Raw genomic sequence first — 21508 nt, 5'->3', positions numbered from 1 at the left:
GGCTACCTATTCTGTAGCCCGGCCAAGCGTAGCGCCGCCGGGGAATCCGTCACGCCACACTCACCGTCGCACCCCAGGTGCTGGCCTTAATACCGCGAATAATCAGCCACCACGCCAGCACGATAACTACCATCATGATCGGGAACAGCGCGTAAGGCGCAAAATGGGTCAGGATCTGCCCGGTTAACAGCGGGTTCAGCGCCGCACCGAGCCAGCCCAACGCCTGAGCGGAGAAGTAGCTGGCTTTCATGCCCGGTGGGGCAATGTTATCAATCAGCATGTATTCACCTGGTGCGTAGATGACCTCGCCCAGCGTAAAGACCGCCGCCGCCAGTCCCCAGAACAGCAAATTATTGCCTGACATCATAAATCCAGCCAGACCCAGCACATAACAGAAGGTACCAAAGGTCATCAGCGGCTTCAGATTGGTCGCCGTTAACCGACGGCCAATGGCGTACTGTAAGGTCACCACCACCGCGGCATTCACCGGCAGGATCACTGCCACCACCTTTTCGGCAAAGGTGCTATCGCCAATCGTCAGCACGTACTGCGACATACAGGAGGCGAATGAACCGCCAACGAATGAAGCAAGCAGGCCGGAAAGGGTAAACCACAGCAGCGCCCGGTCATGCAACAGCACGGACGGCGACCAGGCCACGGGCGTTTCCGCCATGTCGGCAGCGCTAACGCGCGCCACGTAGCGCTGGATAAACAGCAGCGGGAACGCAGCGCAAATCGCTGCCAGCCAGAACGGCAGGTTAATGCTGTGCATCACCAGCAGCGTGCCAATCGGCGGGCCAATGGTCCAGCCAATGTTCAGGAAGGTGTAGTTAAGCGAAAAAATACGCGCTTTGGTCGTGGCCGTTAGCGTGTCGGAGAAATAGGCCTTCAGCACGGTCGAGAAGACCGAATAGGAACAGTTGATCAGCGAGAAAAAGAACACCACCAGCGGCACGCTGTGCACCAGTGGAATAGCGACAAAACCGGCGATAAAAAACGTTACGGCGATCAGCATATAGCGTTTCTTATCGAACTTGTCCGCCAGAATGCCAAAACCGAGGCTGAAGATAACGCCGGCCACCAGCGCGATGGACAGCGCATAGCCGATGGTGTCTACCGTCAACGCGTACTTACGCGTGAGGTAAATGGTCATAAACGGAAGGGTGGCGCCGCGCCCGATGGTTAACAGTAACGACGATGCCAGCAGCGCAATCGTGGATCGTCTGGTCGTTGGTTTCATTTTCCTGCCCGAGAGATGTCGTTGTGCGTTTTTTTGTTATCGCTTTCACAAATATCACGCCATAAGCGGCTTGTATACCTGAGCGCGTGTCGGGAAGTGCGATTTCAGCCCGCCAGAAATAATGATCTATTCCTGGGCTGAATTTTTCGTTACTTTGAATGTGTTTACATAAATTTAATAAACGGTGGGGCGTGTATGACGCGTAAAGATGGGCTGCTGGCGCTGCTGGTGGTCGTAGTATGGGGACTGAATTTTGTGGTTATTAAGGTGGGGCTGCACGGCATGCCGCCGCTGCTTCTGGCGGGATTACGCTTCCTGTTCGTTGCCTTCCCGGCGCTGTTCTTTGTCCCACGACCTCGCGTACCACTGCCGCTGCTACTGGGCTATGCGCTGACCATCAGCTTCGGTCAGTTTGCCTTCCTGTTCTGTGCGATTAACTTCGGTATGCCAGCCGGGCTGGCGTCGTTGGTGCTGCAGGCGCAGGCCTTCTTTACCATTATTCTTGGCGCGTTTGTCTTTGGCGAGCGCCTGCAGCGCAAGCAGCTGGTAGGGATTTCGCTGGCGGTATTCGGTGTGCTGGTGCTGATTGAAACCAGTATGACCGGGCAACATGTGCAACTGCTGGGCTTTATGCTGACGCTGGGTGCGGCGCTGTGCTGGGCATGCGGCAATATTTTCAACAAAAAGATCATGCTGCATCCATCAAAAACCGGCGTGATGTCGCTGGTGGTCTGGAGCGCGCTGATTCCGATTGTGCCGTTTATGCTGAGCTCGTGGATTTTCGAAGGCCCACAGTTGATGGCGCAGAGCCTGATTCATATTGATCTCACTACTGTGCTGTCGCTGGCCTATCTCTCCTTTATTGCCAGTATTGTGGGTTACGGGATTTGGGGTTCGCTGCTTGGACGTTATGAAACCTGGCGCGTGGCGCCGCTGTCGCTTCTGGTGCCGGTGGTGGGGCTCGCCAGCGCGTCGCTGCTGCTCGGTGAGACACTGTCGCTGATGCAATTGGCAGGGGCGTTGCTGATTATGGCCGGGTTGCTGATCAACGTCTTTGGCCTGCGTATTCCGGGGTTGCGTCGGGCGGTGAAGGGATAACGGGATAAAAAAAGCCCCGCCGAAGCGGGGCAATAACGTTTAGCGATTTTTATCGTTGTAGTACGGTACGCCCAGTTCATCTGATTTATCGCTACCAGCGGCCATATGATTAAAATCAAACGGCGACTGGTTGCTGGCAGATGGCATCAGCATGTCCTGATGGGCGTGATTTTGTGCCGGTAGTTGTTCCGCATAGCTTGCGCTTGCGGCCATCGTCAGGGCGACGAAAGCAACGGCAGCGAACAGTTTCATTATTTCCTCGATACGTCTTTTTGCAGGCGATTAACAGACACAGTGATTAATAGGGAACAGGTAGCGAGAATCCTCGCGCATATTGGTCACGCGGTACTTGTGCGGTGGCACATCAAAGTAGTTTTTAAACGTCCGCGTCAGCGTCTGCTGCGATTCAAAACCGTAACGTTCGGCCAGATAGAGAATCGGCTCATTGCCTTCTTTTAACTTCTGGGCGATTTCCGTCAGTTTACGGGTGCGAATGTACTGACCTAATGAATGACCGGTCTCTTTTTTGAACATCCGCTGCAGGTGCCATTTTGAGTAACCGGAACGCTCAGACACTTTCTCAAGTGACAGAGGGGATTCCAGGTTATCTTCGATCCAGTCCAAAATGCTATGAATAGTAATAGCGTCAGTGTTACGTCTGGACATCGTCTTACCTCTTCTTCTGTTTACGGCAATATTTTTTTAAGGAGAAGTTCGAGCGTCGCAACTTCATTTGCCGTTAAGTTTTTTGTTAATTCCTGGTGCAGGTTTTGCCCAACGAGCAGGTGGCATTGTTCACAAATGGCTGCGCCTTCTGGCGTCAGCTGAATCAATACCCCACGTTTGTCATTTGGATTGGGTAACCGGGCTATCCAACCCCGACACAACAAACGATCAAGCATGCGAGTGAGCGCGCCCAGATCCACCGAAAGGGTCTTTTTCAACTCCACGGGGGTGATACTGCCCTGGCAACGGATAGAGCAAAGCACTCTGAACTGCGAGGCGGTAATCTCTTCTGGCGATAAATGCTCGTTGAGTAAGCGATCTTTTTTCTGGTTAACCATGTGAATCAGGTGCCCAAGTGGAATCATTTCATTGAAGAGATTGCTTGTGCTGTTCACAATGGTTGCCCTGGCAAGTACTTTAGTTGCGGTGGATATTATTTCTCACGCAATCATAAGTCAACTGAATGGATTGAGTGATGCCACGAATTGCTAAAACGGTTCAGACAGCCATAAATAGGATATCCTGTACTTAGCCTGCCCGAAGCCAGATATGCTGCGCTGGTGGGGAATGGCCTTGTGTACAGCATGTTATTTTTCGTTAAACAGACAGGATTTTGGGACGCTTATGAAGGAACTTATTCAGGCAATAGGGCTTGGGCTGGTGGTATTGCTGCCGCTGGCTAACCCTTTAACGACCGTGGCGCTGTTCCTTGGGCTCTCCGGCAATATGAACAACGCAGAGCGCAACCGGCAGTCGCTGATGGCCTCGGTGTACGTCTTCGCTATCATGATGGTGGCCTATTATGCGGGCCAGGTGGTGATGAATACATTCGGTATATCAATACCTGGGCTGCGAATTGCCGGTGGGCTGATCGTGGCCTTTATCGGTTTCCGCATGCTGTTCCCGCAGCAGAAGGCGCATGACTCGCCGGAAGCGCGCAGCAAATCAGAAGAACTGGAAGACGAACCGACGGCGAACATCGCCTTTGTCCCGCTTGCCATGCCTAGCACCGCAGGCCCAGGGACGATTGCGATGATCATCAGTTCTGCATCGACGGTTAAGCACGGGGCAAATTTCCCGGACTGGGTGATACTGGTCGCGCCGCCGATTATCTTTGCGATGGTGGGCATTATCCTGTGGGGATGCTTACGTAGTTCAGGGGCGATTATGCGTCTGGTCGGGAAAGGGGGGATTGAAGCGATTTCCCGTCTGATGGGCTTCCTGCTGGTGTGTATGGGCGTGCAGTTTATTATCAACGGCGTACTGGAAATTATTACGACCTATCACGCGTAAGGTTCCCCGGCGTCGCTGCGCTCGGCCGGGCTACCAATCTGAACGTAGCCCGGCCAAGCGCAGCGACGCCGGGAAGCACATCAATGCTGATGCGCCTGTTCCTCTAACGATGCCGATGGCCAGCGGCGGAAAATCATCACCGACCAGACAAGCGCCGCCAGCGCCGGTGCCGCACCCACATAGCCGATAGATGACATCGACAGATGGGTGCTTATCTGGCTACCCAGCAGCGCACCGGCACCAATCCCGATATTGAAAATCCCTGAGAACAGCGACATTGCAACGTCGGTGGCATCCGGCGCCAGCGCCAGCACTTTCACCTGCATTCCCAGACCGATCACCATAATGGCAATACCCCAAAAGATGCTGAGCACGGCTAGGTGAGTGGCATCCTGCGCGGCGGGAAGCAGCAACAGCAGGCAGACTAGCAGCAGGCCAATGGCACCGTTGATCAACCCTGACGAATGTTTATTGCCGAGCTTACTGAAGATAATGCTACCGATAATCCCCGCGCCGCCCAGCACCAGCAGCAGAATCGTGGCAAAATTACCGCTCAGCCCGGCCACCGTCTGCACAAACGGTTCAATATAGCTGTAGGCGGTGTAATGGGCGGTCACCACCACCACGGTCAGCAGATAAATGCTCATCAGCGCCGGACGACGGAACAGCACCGGCAGGCTTTTCAGCGAACCGGAATGTTCACTCGGCAGCTTAGGCAGCAGCTTAATCAGCGCCAGCATGGTGATGAGCGCACCCACGCCGATGGCGAAGAAGGTGGTTCGCCAGCCAAAATATTGCCCCACGATACGACCGATCGGAATGCCGAAGACCATTGCCAACGCCGTGCCGGTCGCTATCAGGCTCAGAGCCTGTGCGCGTTTACCGGCAGGTGCCATACGAATCGCCAGAGAGGCGGTAATTGACCAGAACACCGCATGGGCAAACGCAATTCCGATTCGGCTTATCACCAGTACGGTGAAGTTCCACGCGAGGAACGACAGCACGTGGCTGGCAATGAACAGAATAAAAAGCCCGATCAGCAATTTACGCCGTTCCATCTGGCTGGTCAGCAGCATAAATGGCAGCGACATCAGTGCGACCACCCAGGCGTAGATGGTCAGCATGATCCCGACCTGCGCCGTCTGCATGCCAAAACTGCTGGCGATGTCGGAGAGCAGTCCAACCGGAACGAATTCAGTGGTATTGAAGATAAAAGCAGCGATAGCCAGCGTGACTACCCGAAGCCACGCGATCCGACGAGAGACCGTGTTTGTTGTCATAAAAATGCACCGGGAGCGTTAAAGAAAGGAACAGATAAGCGATCTTAAAGCGATTTTTGCGACAAATACAATTATTTTGTGATTAACCTCTCATTTTTGTAGTTGTGTGACGGTGTCACTTTTTAGCGCCAGAAAGCGAGTTGCCGGTATTCATTTTTTATGTCAGTTTGCTATCTCGCACATATGATTCAGGGGATACGCATGCACGAGATTGATTTTTATATGGTTGATGCCTTTAGCGACCATGCTTTCGGTGGTAACGCGGCGGCGGTTTGTCTGCTTGACGACTGGCTGCCCGATGAGACGTTGTTGAAAATGGCCCGTCAGCATAATCAATCGGAAACGGCGTTTATTGTTAAGCAGCACGGCGGTTTTGCCCTGCGCTGGTTTACCACCCAAAATGAAGTTAACCTCTGCGGCCACGCGACGCTTGCCAGCGCTCACGTGGTGTTTCAGCACCTTCATTACCCTGATGAACGCGTCCATTTCGACACCTTGTCCGGCCGCTTAACCGTCTCGCGCCGCGACGAATGGCTCACGCTGGACTTCCCGGCTGGTGCCACCCACGACGCCACGCCTCCGGCGGACATGCTGCATGCACTGGGCGTTACCCACTACCTGAATGCCCGTAAAGGCCGTGCATGGGTGATTGAGCTGGAAAACCGGCAGCAGGTTGAAGCGCTGAAACCCAATATCAGCGCCATGATCCCCGGTGAACATAAAGTGTCCGTCACCGCTGCGGGCGACGGTGATTATGATTTTGTTAGCCGCTTCTTCTCACCGGGCGAAGCGGTGTGGGAAGACCCGGTTACCGGCTCCGCACACACCATGTTAATTCCGTACTGGGGCGAAAAGCTCGGTAAAACCCGGATGCTGGCGCGTCAGGTATCCGCGCGCGGTGGCGATGTGCGCTGTGAATGGGTGGGTGAGAGGGTATTGATGAGCGGGGTGGCGAGAACCTATTTACAAGGGAAAGTGCTGCTGGATTAACGTGTTGTTACCCGTAGCCCGGTCGAACGAGGTGACGCCGGGAATCAGCACTGAACTAACCCCGGCGTCGGCAACGCCTCGGCCGGACTACAAAAGGCCTTACGGCAGCAGCGTAATATTCGACTTAATAATCGCCACCGAGCGGGCAAACTTCTCCTGCTCCTCGGCGGCGAGCTGCAGTTCAATAATCTGCTGTACGCCGCTTTGCGCCAGCACGGCGGGAACGCCGATGGCGACGCCTTCAACGCCGTATTCCCCGTCCAGAATGCAGGAAATCGCCAGCGCGCGGTGGCTGCCGGTAAAGATATTACGGCAGATTTCGGCAATGGTTCCGGCAATACCGTACTCGGTGCAGCCTTTCCCGGCGTAAATCTCAAAGCCTGACTTACGAACTCTCTCTGCCATCGACTCACGATCCAGTGCTTTACCGGTACGTTGCAGGTAGACGTTCTCGATAGGTGAACCGTACACCGACGAGTGCGACCATACTGGGAACTGGCTGTCGCCGTGCTCGCCGAGAATGAACGCGTCGATGCTTTGCGCGCCAATATCCAGATCCTGAGCCAGCTTGCGGCGCAGACGCGTGGTATCGAGCCACACTCCGGTACCGATAACCTGGCTGCGCGGCAGACCAGAAAGCTGCCACACCTGCCAGGTGATAATGTCGCAGGGGTTGGTGGCAATCAGGAAAATACCGTTAAAGCCACCGGCCATCATCTGCGGCACGATGCTATGTACAATTTTGGCCGTGCTTTTCAGCTCATCAAGACGTGTCTGGCCGGGCTTCAGCGCGCCGCCGGAGACGGTAATAACCGCAATATCCACATCGGCGCAGTCGCTGGCATCGCGGCAGGAGATGGTCATCATACCGGGCATATAAGCCGCGGCATCGCTGAGGTCCTGTGCGTGCGCTTCGGCACGGGTCTTATTCAGGTCGACCAGGATCAATTCTTCGCAAATATTCTGATTCAGCAGCGCATAGGCGGCTGACGCGCCGACGTTACCGGCGCCGATGATCATGACTTTACGGGCTTTCGTGTTCATGGTTATTCCAGTACAGGGACAAATAACAGTGGATAAAACTACTCGTTAACAACCGGTTAGCGCAAGAGCCGGGGCAAATTATAAGTTAATGCTATGAGACTAAACGATGGCGAATGATAGAGTAGAAAAACAACAATAAAACAGGACCCTGCACCCATGTACACGATCGCAATAACTCCATCCGCCGACCCCGCCGTCAATGCCCTTATCGCCGAGCTTGACCGTTATCAAAGTGCGCTCTATCCCGAGGAGAGTAATCATCTGCTGGATCTCGCGTCGCTGCCGCAAAATCAGCTGATCGTGATGGTTATCCGTAAAGGGGAAGAAGCCGTCGGCTGCGGGGCAATTGTGCTGGATGACGCGGGGCGCGGTGAGATGAAGCGGGTTTTTATCAATCCGACGCACCGCGGTCAGCGCCTGGGCGAAAAACTGCTGGCAGAGCTTGAAACTGCCGCATTGCAGCGCGGTTGCCGCACGCTGCAGCTGGAGACGGGGATTCACCAGCATGCGGCAATCTGTCTGTATCAACGCTGCGGCTATGAAGTGTGTGACGCTTTTGCGCCGTATCAGCCGGATCCGCTCAGCGTCTTTATGGTGAAACCGCTGGCTCATCCAGTAGCGCTATAAAGGCTTCCAACTGGCGGCTCATGGCCCCGCGTCGCCAGACAAGCCAGGTCGTCAGCCAGCGCCACTTCTCTGCCAGCGGCCATGCCTCTACCTGATGATGCCCCGGCATGCTTTCCAGCATGCTGCGCGGCATTAATGCCAGCCCGGCTCCGGCAATCACGCAGGCCAGCATTCCGTGATAGGACTCCATCTCATGTATACGCCCCGGCGTCGCCTGGTCGGCATGGAACCAGCTTTCGAAATGCCGACGGTAAGAGCAGTTGGCGCGAAACGCATAGATACTGGCGCCGTTGACCTCACTGGCGCGGGTAATCGGCGGATGCCCGTGGGCGGCGACAATCATCATCTCCTCTGGGTAGACGGGCATACCGTCCAATCCCGGATGCATCACTGGCCCATCGACGAACGCGGCGCTGAGCGTGCCTTCCAGCACACCGTCGGTCATGGTGCCCGATGGACCGGTGGCTAAATCAAACTGAATGCGCGGGTAGCGCTGGTTATAGCGGGCCAGCGTTTCGGGAATGCGTACGGCGGCAGTGCTCTCCAGCGCGCCGAGAGAAAACAGCCCCTGCGGCTCATCGCCAGCCACCACCATGCGGGCTTCGTCAACCAGCGAGAGGATCTGCTGGCTATAGCGTAGAAAGCTATGGCCGGCGGGCGACAGACGCAGCCGCTGATTCTCACGAATGAACAGCTCAACGCCAAGATCCGCTTCCAGCTGGCGAATGCGGGTCGTCAGGTTAGAGGGCACGCGATGCACTCGCTGGGCGGCCTGGGTAATACTGCCGGTCTCGGCAACGGCGTTAAACATCTCAAGCTGGGTTAAATCCATGGCATTCTCGTATCGTGAATGGTTCGGTTAATATTATTCATTTTTCATAAATGGCAGGATAGGCGAAACTGTCATCACTACGCAATTTATTGAGAGAGAAATAAGATGACTTCACCTGCAACGCACGCTGTCTCTATTAACCCGGCTAACGGCGAAACCATCGCTTCGCTGCCGTGGGCAACCGGTCCGGAAGTGGATATCGCCATTACGCTGGCGGATACCGCGTTTCGTCAATGGCGTAAGACGGCAATTGAGCAACGCGCTGACGCACTGCGTGCGATTGGCCGCGTTCTGCGTGAACGTGGTGAAGAGATGGGGCAATGCATCACCCGTGAAATGGGTAAACCGATTAAACAGGCGCGTGGCGAAGTGGCGAAATCTGCCCATCTGTGCGACTGGTATGCCGAACATGGCCCGGCGATGCTGGCCACCGAATCGACTCAGGTTGAGAATAACCAGGCGGTGATTGAATACCGTCCGCTTGGCCCGGTGCTGGCGATTATGCCGTGGAACTTCCCGCTGTGGCAGGTGCTGCGCGGTGCGGTGCCTATTTTACTCGCGGGGAATAGCTATATTCTGAAGCACGCGCCTAACGTGATGGGCTGTGCGGCGCTGATTGGCGATATCGTAGGGCAGGCTGGCGTTCCGGCGGGTGTGTTTAGCTGGGTTAACGCGACTAACGACGGCGTGACGCAGATGATCAACGACCCGCGCATTGCGGCAGTTACCGTGACCGGTAGCGTGCGTGCAGGTAAAGCGATTGGTGCTCAGGCCGGTGCGGCGCTGAAAAAATGCGTGCTGGAGCTGGGGGGTTCCGATCCGTTTATCGTCCTGAACGATGCTGATATCGACATGGCGGTGCAGGCGGCAGTCATTGGTCGCTATCAGAATACCGGACAGGTTTGCGCGGCGGCGAAACGCTTTATCGTCGAAGCGGGTATTGCCGAACAGTTTACCGAGAAGTTTGTTGCGGCAGCGGCGGCGCTCAAAATGGGTGAGCCGACTGACGAAGAGAACTATCTGGGGCCAATGGCGCGTTTTGACCTGCGCGATGAACTGCATAACCAGGTGATGGCAACCGTCAATGAGGGCGCATCGCTGTTGCTTGGCGGCGAACTGCTGAGTAGCGAGGGTAACTACTATCCGGCAACCGTACTGGCGAATGTGGCGCCGACCATGACCGCTTTCCGTCAGGAGATGTTTGGCCCGGTGGCGGCAATTACCGTTGCCCGTGACGCTGACCACGCGCTGGCGCTGGCAAATGATAGCGAGTTTGGTCTGTCGGCGACCGTCTTTACCAGTGATACGGCCCAGGCCCAGCGCTTTGCGGATGAGCTGGAGTGCGGCGGGGTATTTATCAATGGCTATAGCGCCAGCGATGCCCGTGTCGCTTTCGGCGGCGTGAAGAAAAGTGGCTTTGGTCGTGAACTGTCGCACTTCGGTCTGCGCGAGTTCTGTAATGTGCAGACGGTATGGAAAGATCGTCGCTAACCCAAACGACGTAGCCCTTAGGCTCTGCTATACTCCCAGGCCGAAAATAGCCTGTGGGCAAGGAGTGTAAGTGGCTACGGTTATCAATAATGCCATGCTGACATCCATACTTGATGATGTCAGGCCGCTGATTGGGCAGGGGAAGGTGGCGGATTATATTCCGGCACTGGCCTGCGTCAGCGGCAATAAACTGGGGATTGCTATCAGCACCGTCGACGGGCAGCACTATAGCGCGGGCGATGCGACTGAACGTTTTTCCATCCAGTCGATTTCGAAAGTCCTGAGTCTGGTAGTGGCGATGAACCACTATCAGGCTGAGGAGATCTGGTCTCGCGTCGGAAAAGATCCTTCCGGGCAACCCTTCAATTCCCTTTTGCAGCTTGAAATCGAGCAGGGCATTCCGCGCAACCCGTTTATTAACGCCGGTGCGCTGGTGGTCTGCGATATGCTGCAGGGGCGACTCAGCGCCCCGCGTCAGCGGATGCTCGAAATTGTGCGCAAGCTAAGCGGCGTCTCCAGTATTGGTTACGATGCGCAGGTGGCGCGCTCTGAGTTTGAACATTCGGCGCGTAATGCGGCGATTGCCTGGCTGATGAAATCCTTCGGTAACTTCCATCACGATGTCACGACGGTACTGCAGAACTATTTCCATTACTGTGCGCTGGAGATGAACTGTATTGAGCTGGCCCATACCTTTCTGTTCCTGGCCAATCAGGGGAAGGCGATTCATCTCGACACGCCGGTTATCTCCCCGATGCAGGCGCGTCAGGTGAATGCGCTGATGGCAACCAGTGGCATGTATCAAAACGCCGGGGAATTTGCCTGGCGCGTGGGTCTGCCGGCGAAATCTGGCGTTGGCGGCGGCGTGGTGGCGATTGTGCCGCACGAGATGGCGATCGCCGTCTGGAGCCCGGAGCTGGATGAGACGGGTAACTCGCTGGCGGGTGTCGCCGTGCTGGAAAAACTGACTCAACAAATAGGACGCTCGGTTTACTGATGGACGCGTTAGAAAGCCTGTTTGTGCGACTGCAACGTTCACCGTTTCGCAGCCGCTTTCATCTGGGCGTAAAAGAACGGCAGTACTGTTATGACAAAGGTGCGCCGACGATTGACCAGCATGCCGCTGATTTTGTTGCGGGCAGGCTGGCTCCGGCATGGCCGAAGAATGACGGTAAGCAGACGCCGATGCGAGGGCACCCGGTGTTTATCGCTCAGCACGCGACGGCGACCTGTTGTCGCGGCTGCCTGGAGAAATGGCATCATATTCCTCAGGGCCAGGCGCTAAGTATTGAACAGCAAAACTACATTGTCCGCGTTATCCACCACTGGCTGGTACTGCAAATGAACGCGCCAGGCGGCTAACACCTATCAGTTTATTCTGAAAAGCTATCGATTTTGATAGGTTGATGTGACTTCGTACGTCCAATATGATAGGCCGGGCGACGTATCGGAATAAATTGCGTTATGAACGGATTTGACAAACTAATTACGAATAAAGGGGTAACGGGAACCCGGTTTGTCAGACGTATGTATCTGATGCGGATGCTCGGTACCTTTCTTTGCTTCCTGCCGATTGTGTCAGTGCTTATTGAACGTCATCAGCCGGTCTATTTTGAACTGCTGCTGGCGTGCAATGCGTTTATCTGGCCAACGGTTGCCTATCTGCGCGCCGTCCGTGCGCCTATACCCCGCGATGCTGAATACCAGAACCTGCTATTTGATGCCGGGGCCGGGGGATTCTGGATTGCCTTAATGGCACTGAACCCGCTGCCTTCGGTGACGATTGCCACGATCCTGCTGGCGGATCGTCTCTCTGCCGGGGGGATCCCGTTGATGCGTAAAGCGGCGGTGATGATGCTCTCCGTTTTCGCTGGCACCTGGGTGCTGACAGGGATGCCGTTTTATGGCGAGGTGACGCAGCAGACTATGCTGGCAACGTTGCCGCTGATTTCTCTCTACGTGCTGGCCCTGAGTCTGTTGACCGACAGTATTGCGGTGAAGCTGCGGCTGAAAAGCCAGGAGCTGGAACGTATCGCAATGCTCGATCCGCTGCTTGATATTGCTAACCGTCGTCTGCTTGAACAGCGTATCGCCTGGGAGCTTGTCCGGTTGAAGCAGAACTATGGCCACTCGCTGCTGATGTTTATCGATCTCGACAACTTCAAAGAAATAAACGATCGTCACGGGCATAAGGTCGGGGACGTGATGCTGAAAACCGTCTCGCAGATATTGCAGATGGCGACGCGCGGTACCGATACGCCAGCAAGGCTTGGAGGCGACGAGTTTGTGATCCTGCTGCCGGATACCACATTAGAAGAGGGGCGCGGTATTGCCCAGCGTATTATGGATGCCACGGCGGTGGTTACGGACCGACCGGATCATCATCAGACGCTAACCCTGAGCATTGGTATTGCCGATGCCTTACCGGACATGCATGAAGTTTCCGACTGGCTGCAGGCGGCGGATAGCGCCCTCTACGAAGCGAAACGTCGCGGAAAAAATCAGATCTTCGCCCATTAGCGGCATAAGAAAATCCAATGATTAAGCCTGTTGTGTTATCAAATTGTTAGCGTGATAGTGTGTAGCACACTAACAAGGAGAATCAACATGAACGCACCTTTTACTCTGCATACCTTTTCTGAGGCTGACATTCTTGCGCACCTCGAACCGCTTTCCGATGTGCTTAGCAACTGCGTTAACGGTGGCGCGTCGGTGAGCTTTATGCTGCCTTTTAACGTTGAAAAGGCGCGGGCGTTCTGGCAGAAAACGGCGGCGAGTGTTGCTCGTGCGGAACGCGTGGTGCTGGTGGCGAAAGATAGCGACCACAAGATTGTCGGGACGGTACAATTAGTTATCGACCAGCCGGAGAACCAGCCGCATCGCGCCGATGTCTCGAAGCTGCTGGTGCATGAGTGCGCGCGTCGTGGCGGTATTGCTCGTGCGCTGATGCAGCGTCTGGAAGAGATTGCCGTTGATGCACAGAAAAGCGTGCTGGTGCTGGATACCGCCACCGGTAGTGGGGCGGAGACCTTCTATGCGCGCTGCGGTTGGCAGAAAGCGGGCGAACTGCCGCGCTATGCCTATATGCCAGATGGCGAACTGACGGCAACCTCCTTATTTTACAAATTTTTATAGATTCACTATTTATTCTCTCACTTTTGATCAAAACACGGTTTCATAAGCGGAAAATCTGATAAGTTATTAGACCAATTGAGCAGGTTGTATGACTAATCCAGAAAGGAACCCATTGTGAAAACACTGAACCGCCATGATTTCCCCGGTGCCCACTACCCTGAACGCATTATCCAGTTCGGTGAAGGCAACTTCCTGCGTGCCTTCGTTGACTGGCAGATTGACCTGCTGAACGAACATACCGACCTGAATTCCGGTGTGGTCATCGTTCGTCCTATTGCGAGCGATTTCCCGCCGTCCCTGAGCACTCAGGATGGCCTCTATACTACAATTATTCGTGGTCTGAATGAGAAGGGCGAAGCCGTCAGTGACGCACGCTTGATCCGCTCCGTTAACCGTGAAATCAGCGCCTACGCCGACTACGCGGAATACCTGAAGCTGGCTCACAACCCGGACATGCGCTTCGTGTTCTCCAACACCACCGAAGCGGGCATCAGCTACCATGCGGGTGACAAATTTGATGATGCGCCAGCGGTAAGCTACCCGGCTAAGCTGACGCGTCTGCTGTTCGAACGCTTCACTCATTTCAACGGTGCGGCGGATAAAGGCTGGGTGATCATTCCTTGTGAACTGATCGACTACAACGGTGAAGCGCTGCACGAGCTGGTGGTTCGCTACGCACAGGAGTGGGCGCTGCCGGCTGAATTTATGACCTGGCTGAATGAATCTAACGCCTTCTGCTCTACGCTGGTGGACCGTATCGTCACCGGTTACCCGCGTGATGAAGCCGCTAAGCTGGAAGCGGAACTGGGCTATAAAGACGGTTTCCTTGATACCGCAGAGCACTTCTATCTGTTTGTTATTCAGGGGCCAAAATCACTGGCCAGCGAACTGCGTCTGGACAAACTGGCGCTGAACGTGCTGATCGTTGACGACATCAAACCGTATAAAGAACGTAAAGTCGCTATCCTGAACGGCGCACACACGGCGCTGGTTCCAGTGGCATTCCAGGCGGGGATTGATACCGTGGGCGAAGCGATGAACGATGCAGAAATCTGCGCGTTCGTTGAAAAAGCTATCTATGAAGAGATCATTCCGGTACTGGATCTGCCAAAAGACGAGCTGGAATCCTTCGCCAGCGCGGTGACCGGTCGTTTCCGTAACCCGTACATCAAACACCAGCTGCTTTCCATCGCGCTGAACGGCATGACCAAGTTCCGCACCCGTATCCTGCCGCAGCTGCTGGCAGGGCAGAAGGCGAGCGGTAAACTGCCTGCACGTCTGACTTTTGCGCTGGCCGCGCTGATTGCCTTCTACCGCGCAGAGCGTAACGGCGAAGCGTACCCGGTGCAGGACGACGCGCACTGGATTGACCGCTACCAGCAGCTGTGGGCTCAGCATCGCGACCAGCAGATTAGCACCACCGATCTGGTGAAAGCCGTACTGTCCGTGAGCGAACACTGGGAACAAGATCTTACACAAGTTGATGGATTGGTCGAACAGGTTGCCGCAGATCTCGACGCCATTCTGGCTAAAGGCATGCGTAAAGCGGTACAACCGCTCTGCTAATTGCCCCCATGCAGGCATCTAACTAACCCGGCTCCGGCCGGGTTTTTTACAAATGTAGCCCGGACGAGGTAAAGCCGACTCCGGAGTCGCACCGTATTTTCACTCAAACACCTAATTAGTTACAACATACATTAAATGCCTTTTATATATCCCCACCTGAACCCCGTGCCAACAAGGCTAAACAGCACAAAATGGGGCCCGTAAGCATACCATCTCAGTGTCAGTACCGCTTGAATACATGACCGAGATCACGTTTAATACACAACTTATTAACCTGATTGAAAAACTCATGATTGTTCGTCCACACCAGCACTGGCTGGCACGCATTTTCGTCTGGCACGGCTCTGTACTGCCGAAGATCTACTCTCGCTTACTGCTCAATTTCCTGCTCTCGATAGTGGTGATCCTCATCCTGCCGTGGTATTCCTCGTTAGGCTTTAAGCTCACCGTCGCACCGTTCAGCATTCTGGGCGTGGCCATCGCGATATTCCTCGGTTTTCGCAATAATGCCTGCTATGCCCGCTACGTCGAAGCGCGACAGCTCTGGGGCCAGTTGATGATTGCCTCACGTTCGCTGCTACGCGAAGTGAAAAATACGCTGCATGACGACCCACATGTAGGGGAGTTTGTCCGCCTACAGATTGCTTTTGCACACTGTCTGCGCCTGACGTTACGCCGCCAGCCGACGCGCGCGGTGCTGGCTAAGTACCTCTGCGAAGCGCACCTGACGCAGGTATTAGCCGCGCAGTCACCGGCAAACCGTATTCTTCTTATAATGGGAGATTGGCTCGCGGAGCGCCGCCGTTCAGGCGCGCTGTCCGATATTCTATTCCACAGCCTGAATATTCGTCTGAATGACATGTCTATCGTACTGGCCGGTTGCGAGCGTATCGCCAATACCCCGGTGCCGTTTGCCTATTCGCTGATTTTGCACCGTACTGTCTACCTGTTCTGCATCATGTTGCCGTTTGCGCTGGTCGTTGACCTGCACTACATGACGCCGTTTATTTCGGTGCTGATTTCGTACACCTTTATCTCACTGGATACCCTGGCAGAAGAGCTTGAAGAACCCTTCGGTATGGAAAATAATGATTTACCGCTGGACGCTATCTGTAACGCTATCGAAATAGATTTGCTGCAGATGAATGATGAGTCGCAGATACCCGCCCGGATCACCGTCGATAAGTACTATCAGCTGAGTTAAGAGCTGAGTTAAGAGAGGGGTCGGTGACGCGCTGTACAGGAAGACGATAGGAAGGGTACAACGGTTTCTACAGCAGCAATTTGTGCTAAACAAGGCGAAAGAGCAGGGATAGTCACGCTTCTACTGGCATACGCGTATTCATAATCCGGCCCGTAAGCTTTATGATGAGTTTGTCGCAGCCGACGATTTCGTCCGCTATTCTGTTACGCTTTAAGGTAAACGAGCAGAATAAATCATTAAGGTTTTCCATGTTTAATGGTTGCACCGACATAAGGAGAATCAAAATGGAAAAAAGAATCGAAACTGCCGTGAACATCATTGTGTTCATTTCACTCTTCGCAACCGCCTGGGATTTATCGCTGGTTCGCGCCTTCAACTGGTAGGCCGCTAATCCCTCGATGATGCACTCCTGTTCGGGCGCAGACCACTGCTGCGCCCTTAAGCAGCGGATGAATCTTCAGATAATCAACGGCTTTTAGGCTAATTACCCACAAGGTTGTGCACCGTTTCTGTGGATAACATTTTCGCTAGCGCTCGCTCGCCATCCCCTGAAAGGTTTTGCGCCACTCTACCGGGCTGACGCCCAGTTTCTCGCGGAACGTCTGCCGAAAGGTGATGGATGATTGAAAACCGGAACGTTCCGCCACCTGTTCAATCGAAAGCGTGCTGCTCTCCAGTAGCGTCTGACTGCGGCGCAGACGCTCAGTGGTTATCCATTCACCAATCGACATACCGGTCGCTTTCTGAAAATGGCGGGTCAGGGTTCGACGACTCATGGCAGCCCGTTCTGCCAGCACATCAATTTGATGCGCCTGATGGAGATTATCCTGCAAATACGTCAGCAGCTGATTAATCCGCGTATCGCCGGTACGGTGCGGCACCACCTGCTCAATGAACTGCGCCTGGCCGCCTTCACGGTAGGGCGGCGTGACCATTCGGCGGGCGATTTGGTTAGCGACGCGCGCGCCAAATCGCTGGCGAATCACATAAAGGCAACAGTCCAGCGCGGCGGCGGTACCGGCAGAGGTGATGATACCGTCGTCATCGGTATAGAGGACGTTAACATCAAGTCGGGCACGGGGAAAAAGTCGTTCAAACGCTTTCTCAAATTCCCAGTGCGTGACGGCACGGCGATTATCGAGTAAACCCGCATAAGCGAGCGCAAAGGTGCCGAGACACAATCCCACCAGGGTTGCGCCGTTTTGGCTAGCGCGAATCAGCGCTTCAAGCAGCGCTGGTGATGGTTTTTCATCCACGTGTCGCCAGAAAGGGACGATGACAATATCGCACCCGGCGAGCACGGAAAAATCGCTATCAGCCTGCACGGCGGTGCCTTCCTTTGACCACACCAGCCCCGGCGTTTCGGCACAAATATAACGCGTGAAACGCGGTGTTTCGCTCACGCTATTACCGAACAGGATCAGCGGTACGGAAAAGTGAAAGGTGCTGAATCCTTCGCTGGCCACAATCGCAACCGAGGTGGTGGACATAGGGCTATTCTCCGTTAAAACGTGACAGTGTCACCATCTTTAGGTGCATTAACATAGTCGAGTATCTGGTTATCTTCAGCATAGGCCAGCAGTGCACTGCGGGTGACTAAGCAGTGATTGATAGCTTCCATATGGGTGCCCACGATCTGTGCCTCAGGCACAATCTGATGCGCTTTCAACACATCTTCCAGACCAAAGATAATCGGACCGAAGCCCAGCACGTGCGCCCAGCCGGTGTTCATAATCACCACGCCTGGCTGGTAATGGCGCAGGTTATTCGCCACGCCGTCAATCCAGATGGAGTCACCGATCAGGTAGAGCGTTTTCTCCGCCGGATGCTGGAAAATGACGCCACAGGCTTCACCCAGTCGTTCGGCCAGTTCTGGAATCGCATAGAGTTCATCAGAGCCGTGCTGCCCATCGGTTTTGATCAACGTGATATCGCCGAAGCGGCTGGTTGCGGACAACTGCTGTAGCTGCGTAAATCCCTGGGAGCGGAGCAGCGCTTCATCGCTAGCGTTCTGCGCATAAATCAGCATTGATTTGGGAATAATTTTCGCCGCCGTTTCATCCCAATGGTCTGGGTGGGTATGGGTGACGATAATCGCATCGACATCCAGCAGCTCTTCAGGGCGGCACGGCAGGTCGACCATCGGGTTACGCACCTCTGCGCGCGCCGTGCCGGGGAAGCCAGGATAAGCATCTTTTGGCGCCAGCATCGGGTCGATTAAAAAGCGTTTTCCGGCGTAGGTAATCAGCTGGGTGGCGTTGCGAATCTGGGTAATGTTCATGGTGGCATCCTCGTGCTCTGTTTCGATAATCACAGTATGCGCGTTGTGATATTCCCACGCCGCTGGCTAAAAGCCAACTTTCGATGTGATTGGGCCAATTTAAAGCGCATTAATGCCATCCGGGCATAGTTATCATGAAAAATGAGTATGAAATTCGGCCGGTAAAGGCGTAGACAGGGTGTGGATAATGTATTTATCATACAAATGAATTAAGCCACAGCGCACTCGCGTTCCACTCATTCACTTGTGGGTTTTTGATTATGACCGCAGAAGTCAACGCTCTCATTATGCTTGCTCAATGCAACGAATCTAAGGGTTTTTATCGCCGCGCTCTGCGCATCTGGCAGGAGATATCGACGCATTTTGATGCTACGAAGGAGCAGTGTCGTTTGGCGTGGGACAAAATAAGCGCCTGCCATCTACAGCTGCAAATTAATACGCCGGTAGCGGTCAGTCGGGATAGCCGAAAGCAGGATGTAGAGCGCGATAAAGTTAAGATTCAACAACTGTTGGCGCAGGGCCATAGCATTAAAGAAATACAGCATCTGACCGGCCGTTCGATTGCCTTTATCTATAAATATAACCCCAGGAATAAGACCATCCATTAATAGCTGGATGGGGGCACGCCGAATGCCTGGCGGAAAGCGTAGCTAAAGGCGGCTGTGCTGGAATAGCCCACCTCCAGCGCAACGGCCGTTACATTCTTATTTTGCTTCAGATGAATGACCGACTCCAGAATACGCATTTTCTGTTTCCATGCGCTAAACGGCATGCCGGTCTCTTTCTTAAAATGGCGGGAAAAGGTGCGGGCCGACATCCCGAGATGGTGAGCCCAATCTTCCATCGCGTGTTCAAGGCCCGGCGACTCCTGAATCGTCCTGCAAACTTTGATCAGCGCCGCGTCGTGCGGCCACGGCAGCATTAACTCTACTTCCGGCAGTTTCAGAATCACATCCAGCAGCACGCTGACTAACTGGCCTTCTTTGCCTGCAATATCATAACGTTCTGGCGTGGTGGTGGTGGCGTAGTGGATAAACTCTCGCACAAAATCGCTGATGGCGACCACTTTACAATCACTGATGGGCGCAGGTAAAAAGTCGGGGTCAATATCCAGGTTTTCCAGATGTACGTCATCCAGCGCCCACACCGCATGCACGGTGTTATGTGGGATCCAGATACCATAATGCGCGGGGATGACCCAACATTTACCCGCAACATCAATCCGCATACTGCCTTTGCGCGCAAAATGAAACTGGGCAAAGGCGTGGCTATGTTCGGCAACATGGTTGCTGGCTTCCAGCACATACGAACGAAAATAGACCGACTGCGGCAGCTCTTTCATCGAGTCATCTTGCGATGAAAACCACTGTTTAGCCTGCTGAAGCGTGAAAGGGGTGCGATCGTCCATCATTATGGCATCTGTTCGATAAATATTGTCCTCACATCATAATACATACCATCAGCTTATCCATAATAATCTTCTGCACAGCATATTGACTCATTTATGGATAAGAAACATGGCCACGGTTTGCTCAGACGTAATTAGCATTGATGAATTGAACGATAATTGGTCGCGGATGGGGAATGACCTGCTCAGTCAGGCCGATATTAAAATCAATGGTGCCCGGCCATGGGATATTCAGGTTCATCACGCTGACTTTTTTAAGCGTGTATTTCAGCAGGGTTCGCTGGGTCTGGGCGAAAGCTATATGGAAGGGTGGTGGGACTGCGAACGCCTGGATATTCTGTTCTGCAAAATCCTGAAAGCAAAGCTGGATAAAGAGGTGCCCGGCAACCTGAGGGATATTTTACGCGTTGTCAGCGCGCGTCTGTTTAATCTTCAGTCACGCAGCCGTTCATGGATTGTTGGCAAAGAACACTACGATATTGGCAACGATCTCTTTGCACTGATGCTCGACCCACATATGCAGTACTCCTGCGGCTACTGGCGTGACGCACAGACGCTGGATGAGGCGCAAAACGCCAAGCTGAAAATGATCTGCGAAAAACTGCAGCTTAAACCTGGTATGCGCCTGCTGGATATCGGCTGCGGCTGGGGCGGGTTAGCGGCTTATGCTGCGCGGAACTACGGTGTCAGCGTGGACGGCGTTACCATTTCTCGCGAACAGCAAAAGTTGGCGCAGCAGCGCTGCGAAGGGCTGGATGTGAACATCCTGCTGCAGGACTATCGTGACCTTAACACTGGCTACGACCGGATTGTGTCGGTCGGGATGTTTGAGCACGTTGGGCCGAAAAACTATGATACCTACTTCAGCGTCGTTGATCGCTGTCTTAAACCCGACGGGCTGTTTTTACTGCACACCATCGGCAGTAATCAGACCGGGCTCAGCGTCGACCCGTGGATCAACAAATATATCTTCCCGAACGGCTGCCTGCCGTCGATTCGCCAGATTGCCAGCGTCAGCGAGTCACGCCTGATTATGGAAGACTGGCATAACTTTGGCAGCGATTACGATAAAACCCTGATGGCGTGGCACCAGCGTTTTAACCAGGCATGGCCGGGACTGTCGTCCAACTACACGCCGCGTTTCCGCCGCATGTTCAACTACTATCTGTGCGCCTGCGCCGGGGCGTTCCGCGCACGTGATATCGAGCTCTGGCAGGTGTTATTCAGCCGTGGTGCCGAAGGTGGTATGTACGTCTATCGCTAATGGCTCTGGCACGTCGCCTTCTGGCGGCG

Annotated in this window: 23 protein-coding genes and 1 pseudogene; 14 read left to right on the top strand and 10 right to left on the bottom strand. The window is 54.3% G+C overall.

The annotated features are described in order from the left end of the window. Positions 1-49: 49 nt before the first annotated feature. Positions 50-1240, bottom strand: a complete 1191-nt coding sequence (gene ydeE / locus HII27_RS17405; RefSeq protein ID WP_185669039.1) for an efflux MFS transporter YdeE — start codon at positions 1238-1240, stop codon at positions 50-52. Positions 1241-1435: 195 nt separating this feature from the next. On the opposite strand from ydeE, the gene eamA reads away from it, so the two are divergent. Continuing rightward, positions 1436-2338, top strand: coding sequence for an O-acetylserine/cysteine exporter (eamA, locus tag HII27_RS17400; protein ID WP_185669038.1), 903 nt, complete (start codon positions 1436-1438; stop codon positions 2336-2338). A gap of 39 nt (positions 2339-2377) precedes the next feature. On the opposite strand, the gene marB is transcribed toward eamA, so the two are convergent. Genes marB through marR form a run of 3 tightly spaced genes read right to left on the bottom strand, consistent with a single transcriptional unit; the run spans position 2378 to position 3459 of the window. Further along, on the bottom strand, positions 2378-2590 hold the full coding sequence (marB, locus tag HII27_RS17395; RefSeq protein WP_185669037.1) for a multiple antibiotic resistance protein MarB: 213 nt from the start codon (positions 2588-2590) through the stop codon (positions 2378-2380). Positions 2591-2620: 30 nt separating this feature from the next. Continuing rightward, the gene (marA, locus tag HII27_RS17390) at positions 2621-3004 is read right to left on the bottom strand and encodes an MDR efflux pump AcrAB transcriptional activator MarA (protein WP_035895737.1); all 384 of its coding nucleotides are present in this window, start codon (positions 3002-3004) and stop codon (positions 2621-2623) included. Positions 3005-3024: 20 nt separating this feature from the next. Next, positions 3025-3459, bottom strand: coding sequence for a multiple antibiotic resistance transcriptional regulator MarR (gene marR, locus HII27_RS17385; RefSeq protein WP_185669036.1), 435 nt, complete (start codon positions 3457-3459; stop codon positions 3025-3027). Between the two features lie 229 nt (positions 3460-3688). Between marR and HII27_RS17380 the strand changes: the two genes are divergently transcribed. Continuing rightward, positions 3689-4357 (top strand): MarC family NAAT transporter, encoded by a 669-nt coding sequence (locus HII27_RS17380; protein WP_185669035.1) that lies wholly within the window; start codon positions 3689-3691, stop codon positions 4355-4357. Positions 4358-4437: 80 nt separating this feature from the next. On the opposite strand, the gene HII27_RS17375 is transcribed toward HII27_RS17380, so the two are convergent. Continuing rightward, complete coding sequence (locus tag HII27_RS17375) at positions 4438-5637, bottom strand: sugar transporter (protein ID WP_185669034.1); 1200 nt, start codon at positions 5635-5637, stop codon at positions 4438-4440. Positions 5638-5838: 201 nt separating this feature from the next. Between HII27_RS17375 and HII27_RS17370 the strand changes: the two genes are divergently transcribed. Next, positions 5839-6627: a PhzF family phenazine biosynthesis protein gene (locus tag HII27_RS17370; RefSeq protein ID WP_185669033.1), complete on the top strand. Its 789-nt coding sequence runs from the start codon at positions 5839-5841 to the stop codon at positions 6625-6627. Between the two features lie 99 nt (positions 6628-6726). Here the strand turns inward: HII27_RS17370 and HII27_RS17365 are convergent, their stop codons facing one another. Next, positions 6727-7671 carry an L-lactate dehydrogenase gene (locus HII27_RS17365; RefSeq protein WP_185669032.1) on the bottom strand — a complete coding sequence of 315 codons (945 nt, stop codon included), beginning with the start codon at positions 7669-7671 and terminating at the stop codon, positions 6727-6729. Between the two features lie 156 nt (positions 7672-7827). Here HII27_RS17365 and HII27_RS17360 point away from each other — a divergent pair, with 156 nt between their 5' ends. Further along, on the top strand, positions 7828-8298 hold the full coding sequence (locus tag HII27_RS17360) for a GNAT family N-acetyltransferase (RefSeq protein WP_185669031.1): 471 nt from the start codon (positions 7828-7830) through the stop codon (positions 8296-8298). Here HII27_RS17360 and ptrR read toward each other — a convergent pair. Then, positions 8261-9130 carry a putrescine utilization regulator PtrR gene (gene ptrR, locus HII27_RS17355; RefSeq protein WP_185669030.1) on the bottom strand — a complete coding sequence of 290 codons (870 nt, stop codon included), beginning with the start codon at positions 9128-9130 and terminating at the stop codon, positions 8261-8263. The genes HII27_RS17360 and ptrR overlap by 38 nt on opposite strands. Before the next feature lie 105 nt (positions 9131-9235). Here ptrR and sad point away from each other — a divergent pair, with 105 nt between their 5' ends. The 8 genes and pseudogenes from sad to HII27_RS27190 all read left to right on the top strand — a co-directional run. After that, on the top strand, positions 9236-10621 hold the full coding sequence (gene sad, locus HII27_RS17350; RefSeq protein ID WP_185669029.1) for a succinate-semialdehyde dehydrogenase: 1386 nt from the start codon (positions 9236-9238) through the stop codon (positions 10619-10621). A 70-nt stretch (positions 10622-10691) separates the two neighbouring features. Continuing rightward, positions 10692-11618, top strand: a complete 927-nt coding sequence (glsB, locus tag HII27_RS17345; protein ID WP_185669028.1) for a glutaminase B — start codon at positions 10692-10694, stop codon at positions 11616-11618. After that, positions 11618-11983, top strand: a complete 366-nt coding sequence (locus HII27_RS17340) for a DUF4186 domain-containing protein (protein WP_185669027.1) — start codon at positions 11618-11620, stop codon at positions 11981-11983. The genes glsB and HII27_RS17340 overlap by 1 nt, the downstream gene beginning before the upstream one ends. A gap of 165 nt (positions 11984-12148) precedes the next feature. Next, positions 12149-13141: a sensor domain-containing diguanylate cyclase gene (locus HII27_RS17335; RefSeq protein WP_185669026.1), complete on the top strand. Its 993-nt coding sequence runs from the start codon at positions 12149-12151 to the stop codon at positions 13139-13141. A gap of 87 nt (positions 13142-13228) precedes the next feature. Beyond that, the gene (locus HII27_RS17330; protein ID WP_185669025.1) at positions 13229-13756 is read left to right on the top strand and encodes a GNAT family N-acetyltransferase; all 528 of its coding nucleotides are present in this window, start codon (positions 13229-13231) and stop codon (positions 13754-13756) included. 114 nt (positions 13757-13870) lie between these two features. Further along, a complete protein-coding gene (locus HII27_RS17325) occupies positions 13871-15322 on the top strand; it encodes a tagaturonate reductase (protein WP_185669024.1) in 1452 nt (483 codons plus the stop codon). Positions 15323-15611: 289 nt separating this feature from the next. Further along, complete coding sequence (locus HII27_RS17320; protein WP_185669097.1) at positions 15612-16526, top strand: bestrophin family protein; 915 nt, start codon at positions 15612-15614, stop codon at positions 16524-16526. Positions 16527-16638: 112 nt separating this feature from the next. Further along, a pseudogene (locus HII27_RS27190) lies at positions 16639-16740 on the top strand (GNAT family N-acetyltransferase); the annotation flags it as partial. A gap of 313 nt (positions 16741-17053) precedes the next feature. Here the strand turns inward: HII27_RS27190 and HII27_RS17315 are convergent. After that, positions 17054-18016, bottom strand: coding sequence for a GlxA family transcriptional regulator (locus tag HII27_RS17315; RefSeq protein ID WP_185669023.1), 963 nt, complete (start codon positions 18014-18016; stop codon positions 17054-17056). 14 nt (positions 18017-18030) lie between these two features. Further along, entirely contained in the window at positions 18031-18807 is a 777-nt protein-coding gene (locus HII27_RS17310) for an MBL fold metallo-hydrolase (protein ID WP_185669022.1), read from the bottom strand. Positions 18808-19067: 260 nt separating this feature from the next. Here HII27_RS17310 and HII27_RS17305 point away from each other — a divergent pair, with 260 nt between their 5' ends. Continuing rightward, positions 19068-19415 (top strand): PerC family transcriptional regulator, encoded by a 348-nt coding sequence (locus HII27_RS17305; RefSeq protein WP_185669021.1) that lies wholly within the window; start codon positions 19068-19070, stop codon positions 19413-19415. Here HII27_RS17305 and HII27_RS17300 read toward each other — a convergent pair. Continuing rightward, a complete protein-coding gene (locus HII27_RS17300) occupies positions 19412-20218 on the bottom strand; it encodes a helix-turn-helix domain-containing protein (RefSeq protein ID WP_223883240.1) in 807 nt (268 codons plus the stop codon). The genes HII27_RS17305 and HII27_RS17300 overlap by 4 nt on opposite strands. 106 nt (positions 20219-20324) lie before the next feature. Between HII27_RS17300 and cfa the strand changes: the two genes are divergently transcribed. Beyond that, positions 20325-21479, top strand: coding sequence for a cyclopropane fatty acyl phospholipid synthase (cfa, locus tag HII27_RS17295; protein WP_185669020.1), 1155 nt, complete (start codon positions 20325-20327; stop codon positions 21477-21479). Positions 21480-21508: the final 29 nt, after the last annotated feature.

This window comes from Kluyvera sichuanensis (assembly GCF_014218705.1).
Classification (GTDB): domain Bacteria; phylum Pseudomonadota; class Gammaproteobacteria; order Enterobacterales; family Enterobacteriaceae; genus Kluyvera; species Kluyvera sichuanensis.
This window is presented reverse-complemented; position numbering and strand designations above follow the sequence as displayed.

Coding starts and splice junctions, on each gene's coding strand:
- cfa (WP_185669020.1), top strand. CDS start 20,325: ATGGCCACGGTTTGCTCAGACGTAATTAGCATTGATGAATTGAACGAT.
- HII27_RS17365 (WP_185669032.1), bottom strand. CDS start 7,671: ATGAACACGAAAGCCCGTAAAGTCATGATCATCGGCGCCGGTAACGTC.
- HII27_RS17370 (WP_185669033.1), top strand. CDS start 5,839: ATGCACGAGATTGATTTTTATATGGTTGATGCCTTTAGCGACCATGCT.
- HII27_RS17305 (WP_185669021.1), top strand. CDS start 19,068: ATGACCGCAGAAGTCAACGCTCTCATTATGCTTGCTCAATGCAACGAA.
- ydeE (WP_185669039.1), bottom strand. CDS start 1,240: ATGAAACCAACGACCAGACGATCCACGATTGCGCTGCTGGCATCGTCG.
- HII27_RS17335 (WP_185669026.1), top strand. CDS start 12,149: ATGTATCTGATGCGGATGCTCGGTACCTTTCTTTGCTTCCTGCCGATT.
- ptrR (WP_185669030.1), bottom strand. CDS start 9,130: ATGGATTTAACCCAGCTTGAGATGTTTAACGCCGTTGCCGAGACCGGC.
- eamA (WP_185669038.1), top strand. CDS start 1,436: ATGACGCGTAAAGATGGGCTGCTGGCGCTGCTGGTGGTCGTAGTATGG.
- HII27_RS17310 (WP_185669022.1), bottom strand. CDS start 18,807: ATGAACATTACCCAGATTCGCAACGCCACCCAGCTGATTACCTACGCC.
- sad (WP_185669029.1), top strand. CDS start 9,236: ATGACTTCACCTGCAACGCACGCTGTCTCTATTAACCCGGCTAACGGC.
- HII27_RS17315 (WP_185669023.1), bottom strand. CDS start 18,016: ATGTCCACCACCTCGGTTGCGATTGTGGCCAGCGAAGGATTCAGCACC.
- HII27_RS17375 (WP_185669034.1), bottom strand. CDS start 5,637: ATGACAACAAACACGGTCTCTCGTCGGATCGCGTGGCTTCGGGTAGTC.
- HII27_RS17300 (WP_223883240.1), bottom strand. CDS start 20,218: ATGATGGACGATCGCACCCCTTTCACGCTTCAGCAGGCTAAACAGTGG.
- HII27_RS17380 (WP_185669035.1), top strand. CDS start 3,689: ATGAAGGAACTTATTCAGGCAATAGGGCTTGGGCTGGTGGTATTGCTG.
- HII27_RS17360 (WP_185669031.1), top strand. CDS start 7,828: ATGTACACGATCGCAATAACTCCATCCGCCGACCCCGCCGTCAATGCC.
- marA (WP_035895737.1), bottom strand. CDS start 3,004: ATGTCCAGACGTAACACTGACGCTATTACTATTCATAGCATTTTGGAC.
- HII27_RS17320 (WP_185669097.1), top strand. CDS start 15,612: ATGATTGTTCGTCCACACCAGCACTGGCTGGCACGCATTTTCGTCTGG.
- HII27_RS17340 (WP_185669027.1), top strand. CDS start 11,618: ATGGACGCGTTAGAAAGCCTGTTTGTGCGACTGCAACGTTCACCGTTT.
- HII27_RS17330 (WP_185669025.1), top strand. CDS start 13,229: ATGAACGCACCTTTTACTCTGCATACCTTTTCTGAGGCTGACATTCTT.
- marB (WP_185669037.1), bottom strand. CDS start 2,590: ATGAAACTGTTCGCTGCCGTTGCTTTCGTCGCCCTGACGATGGCCGCA.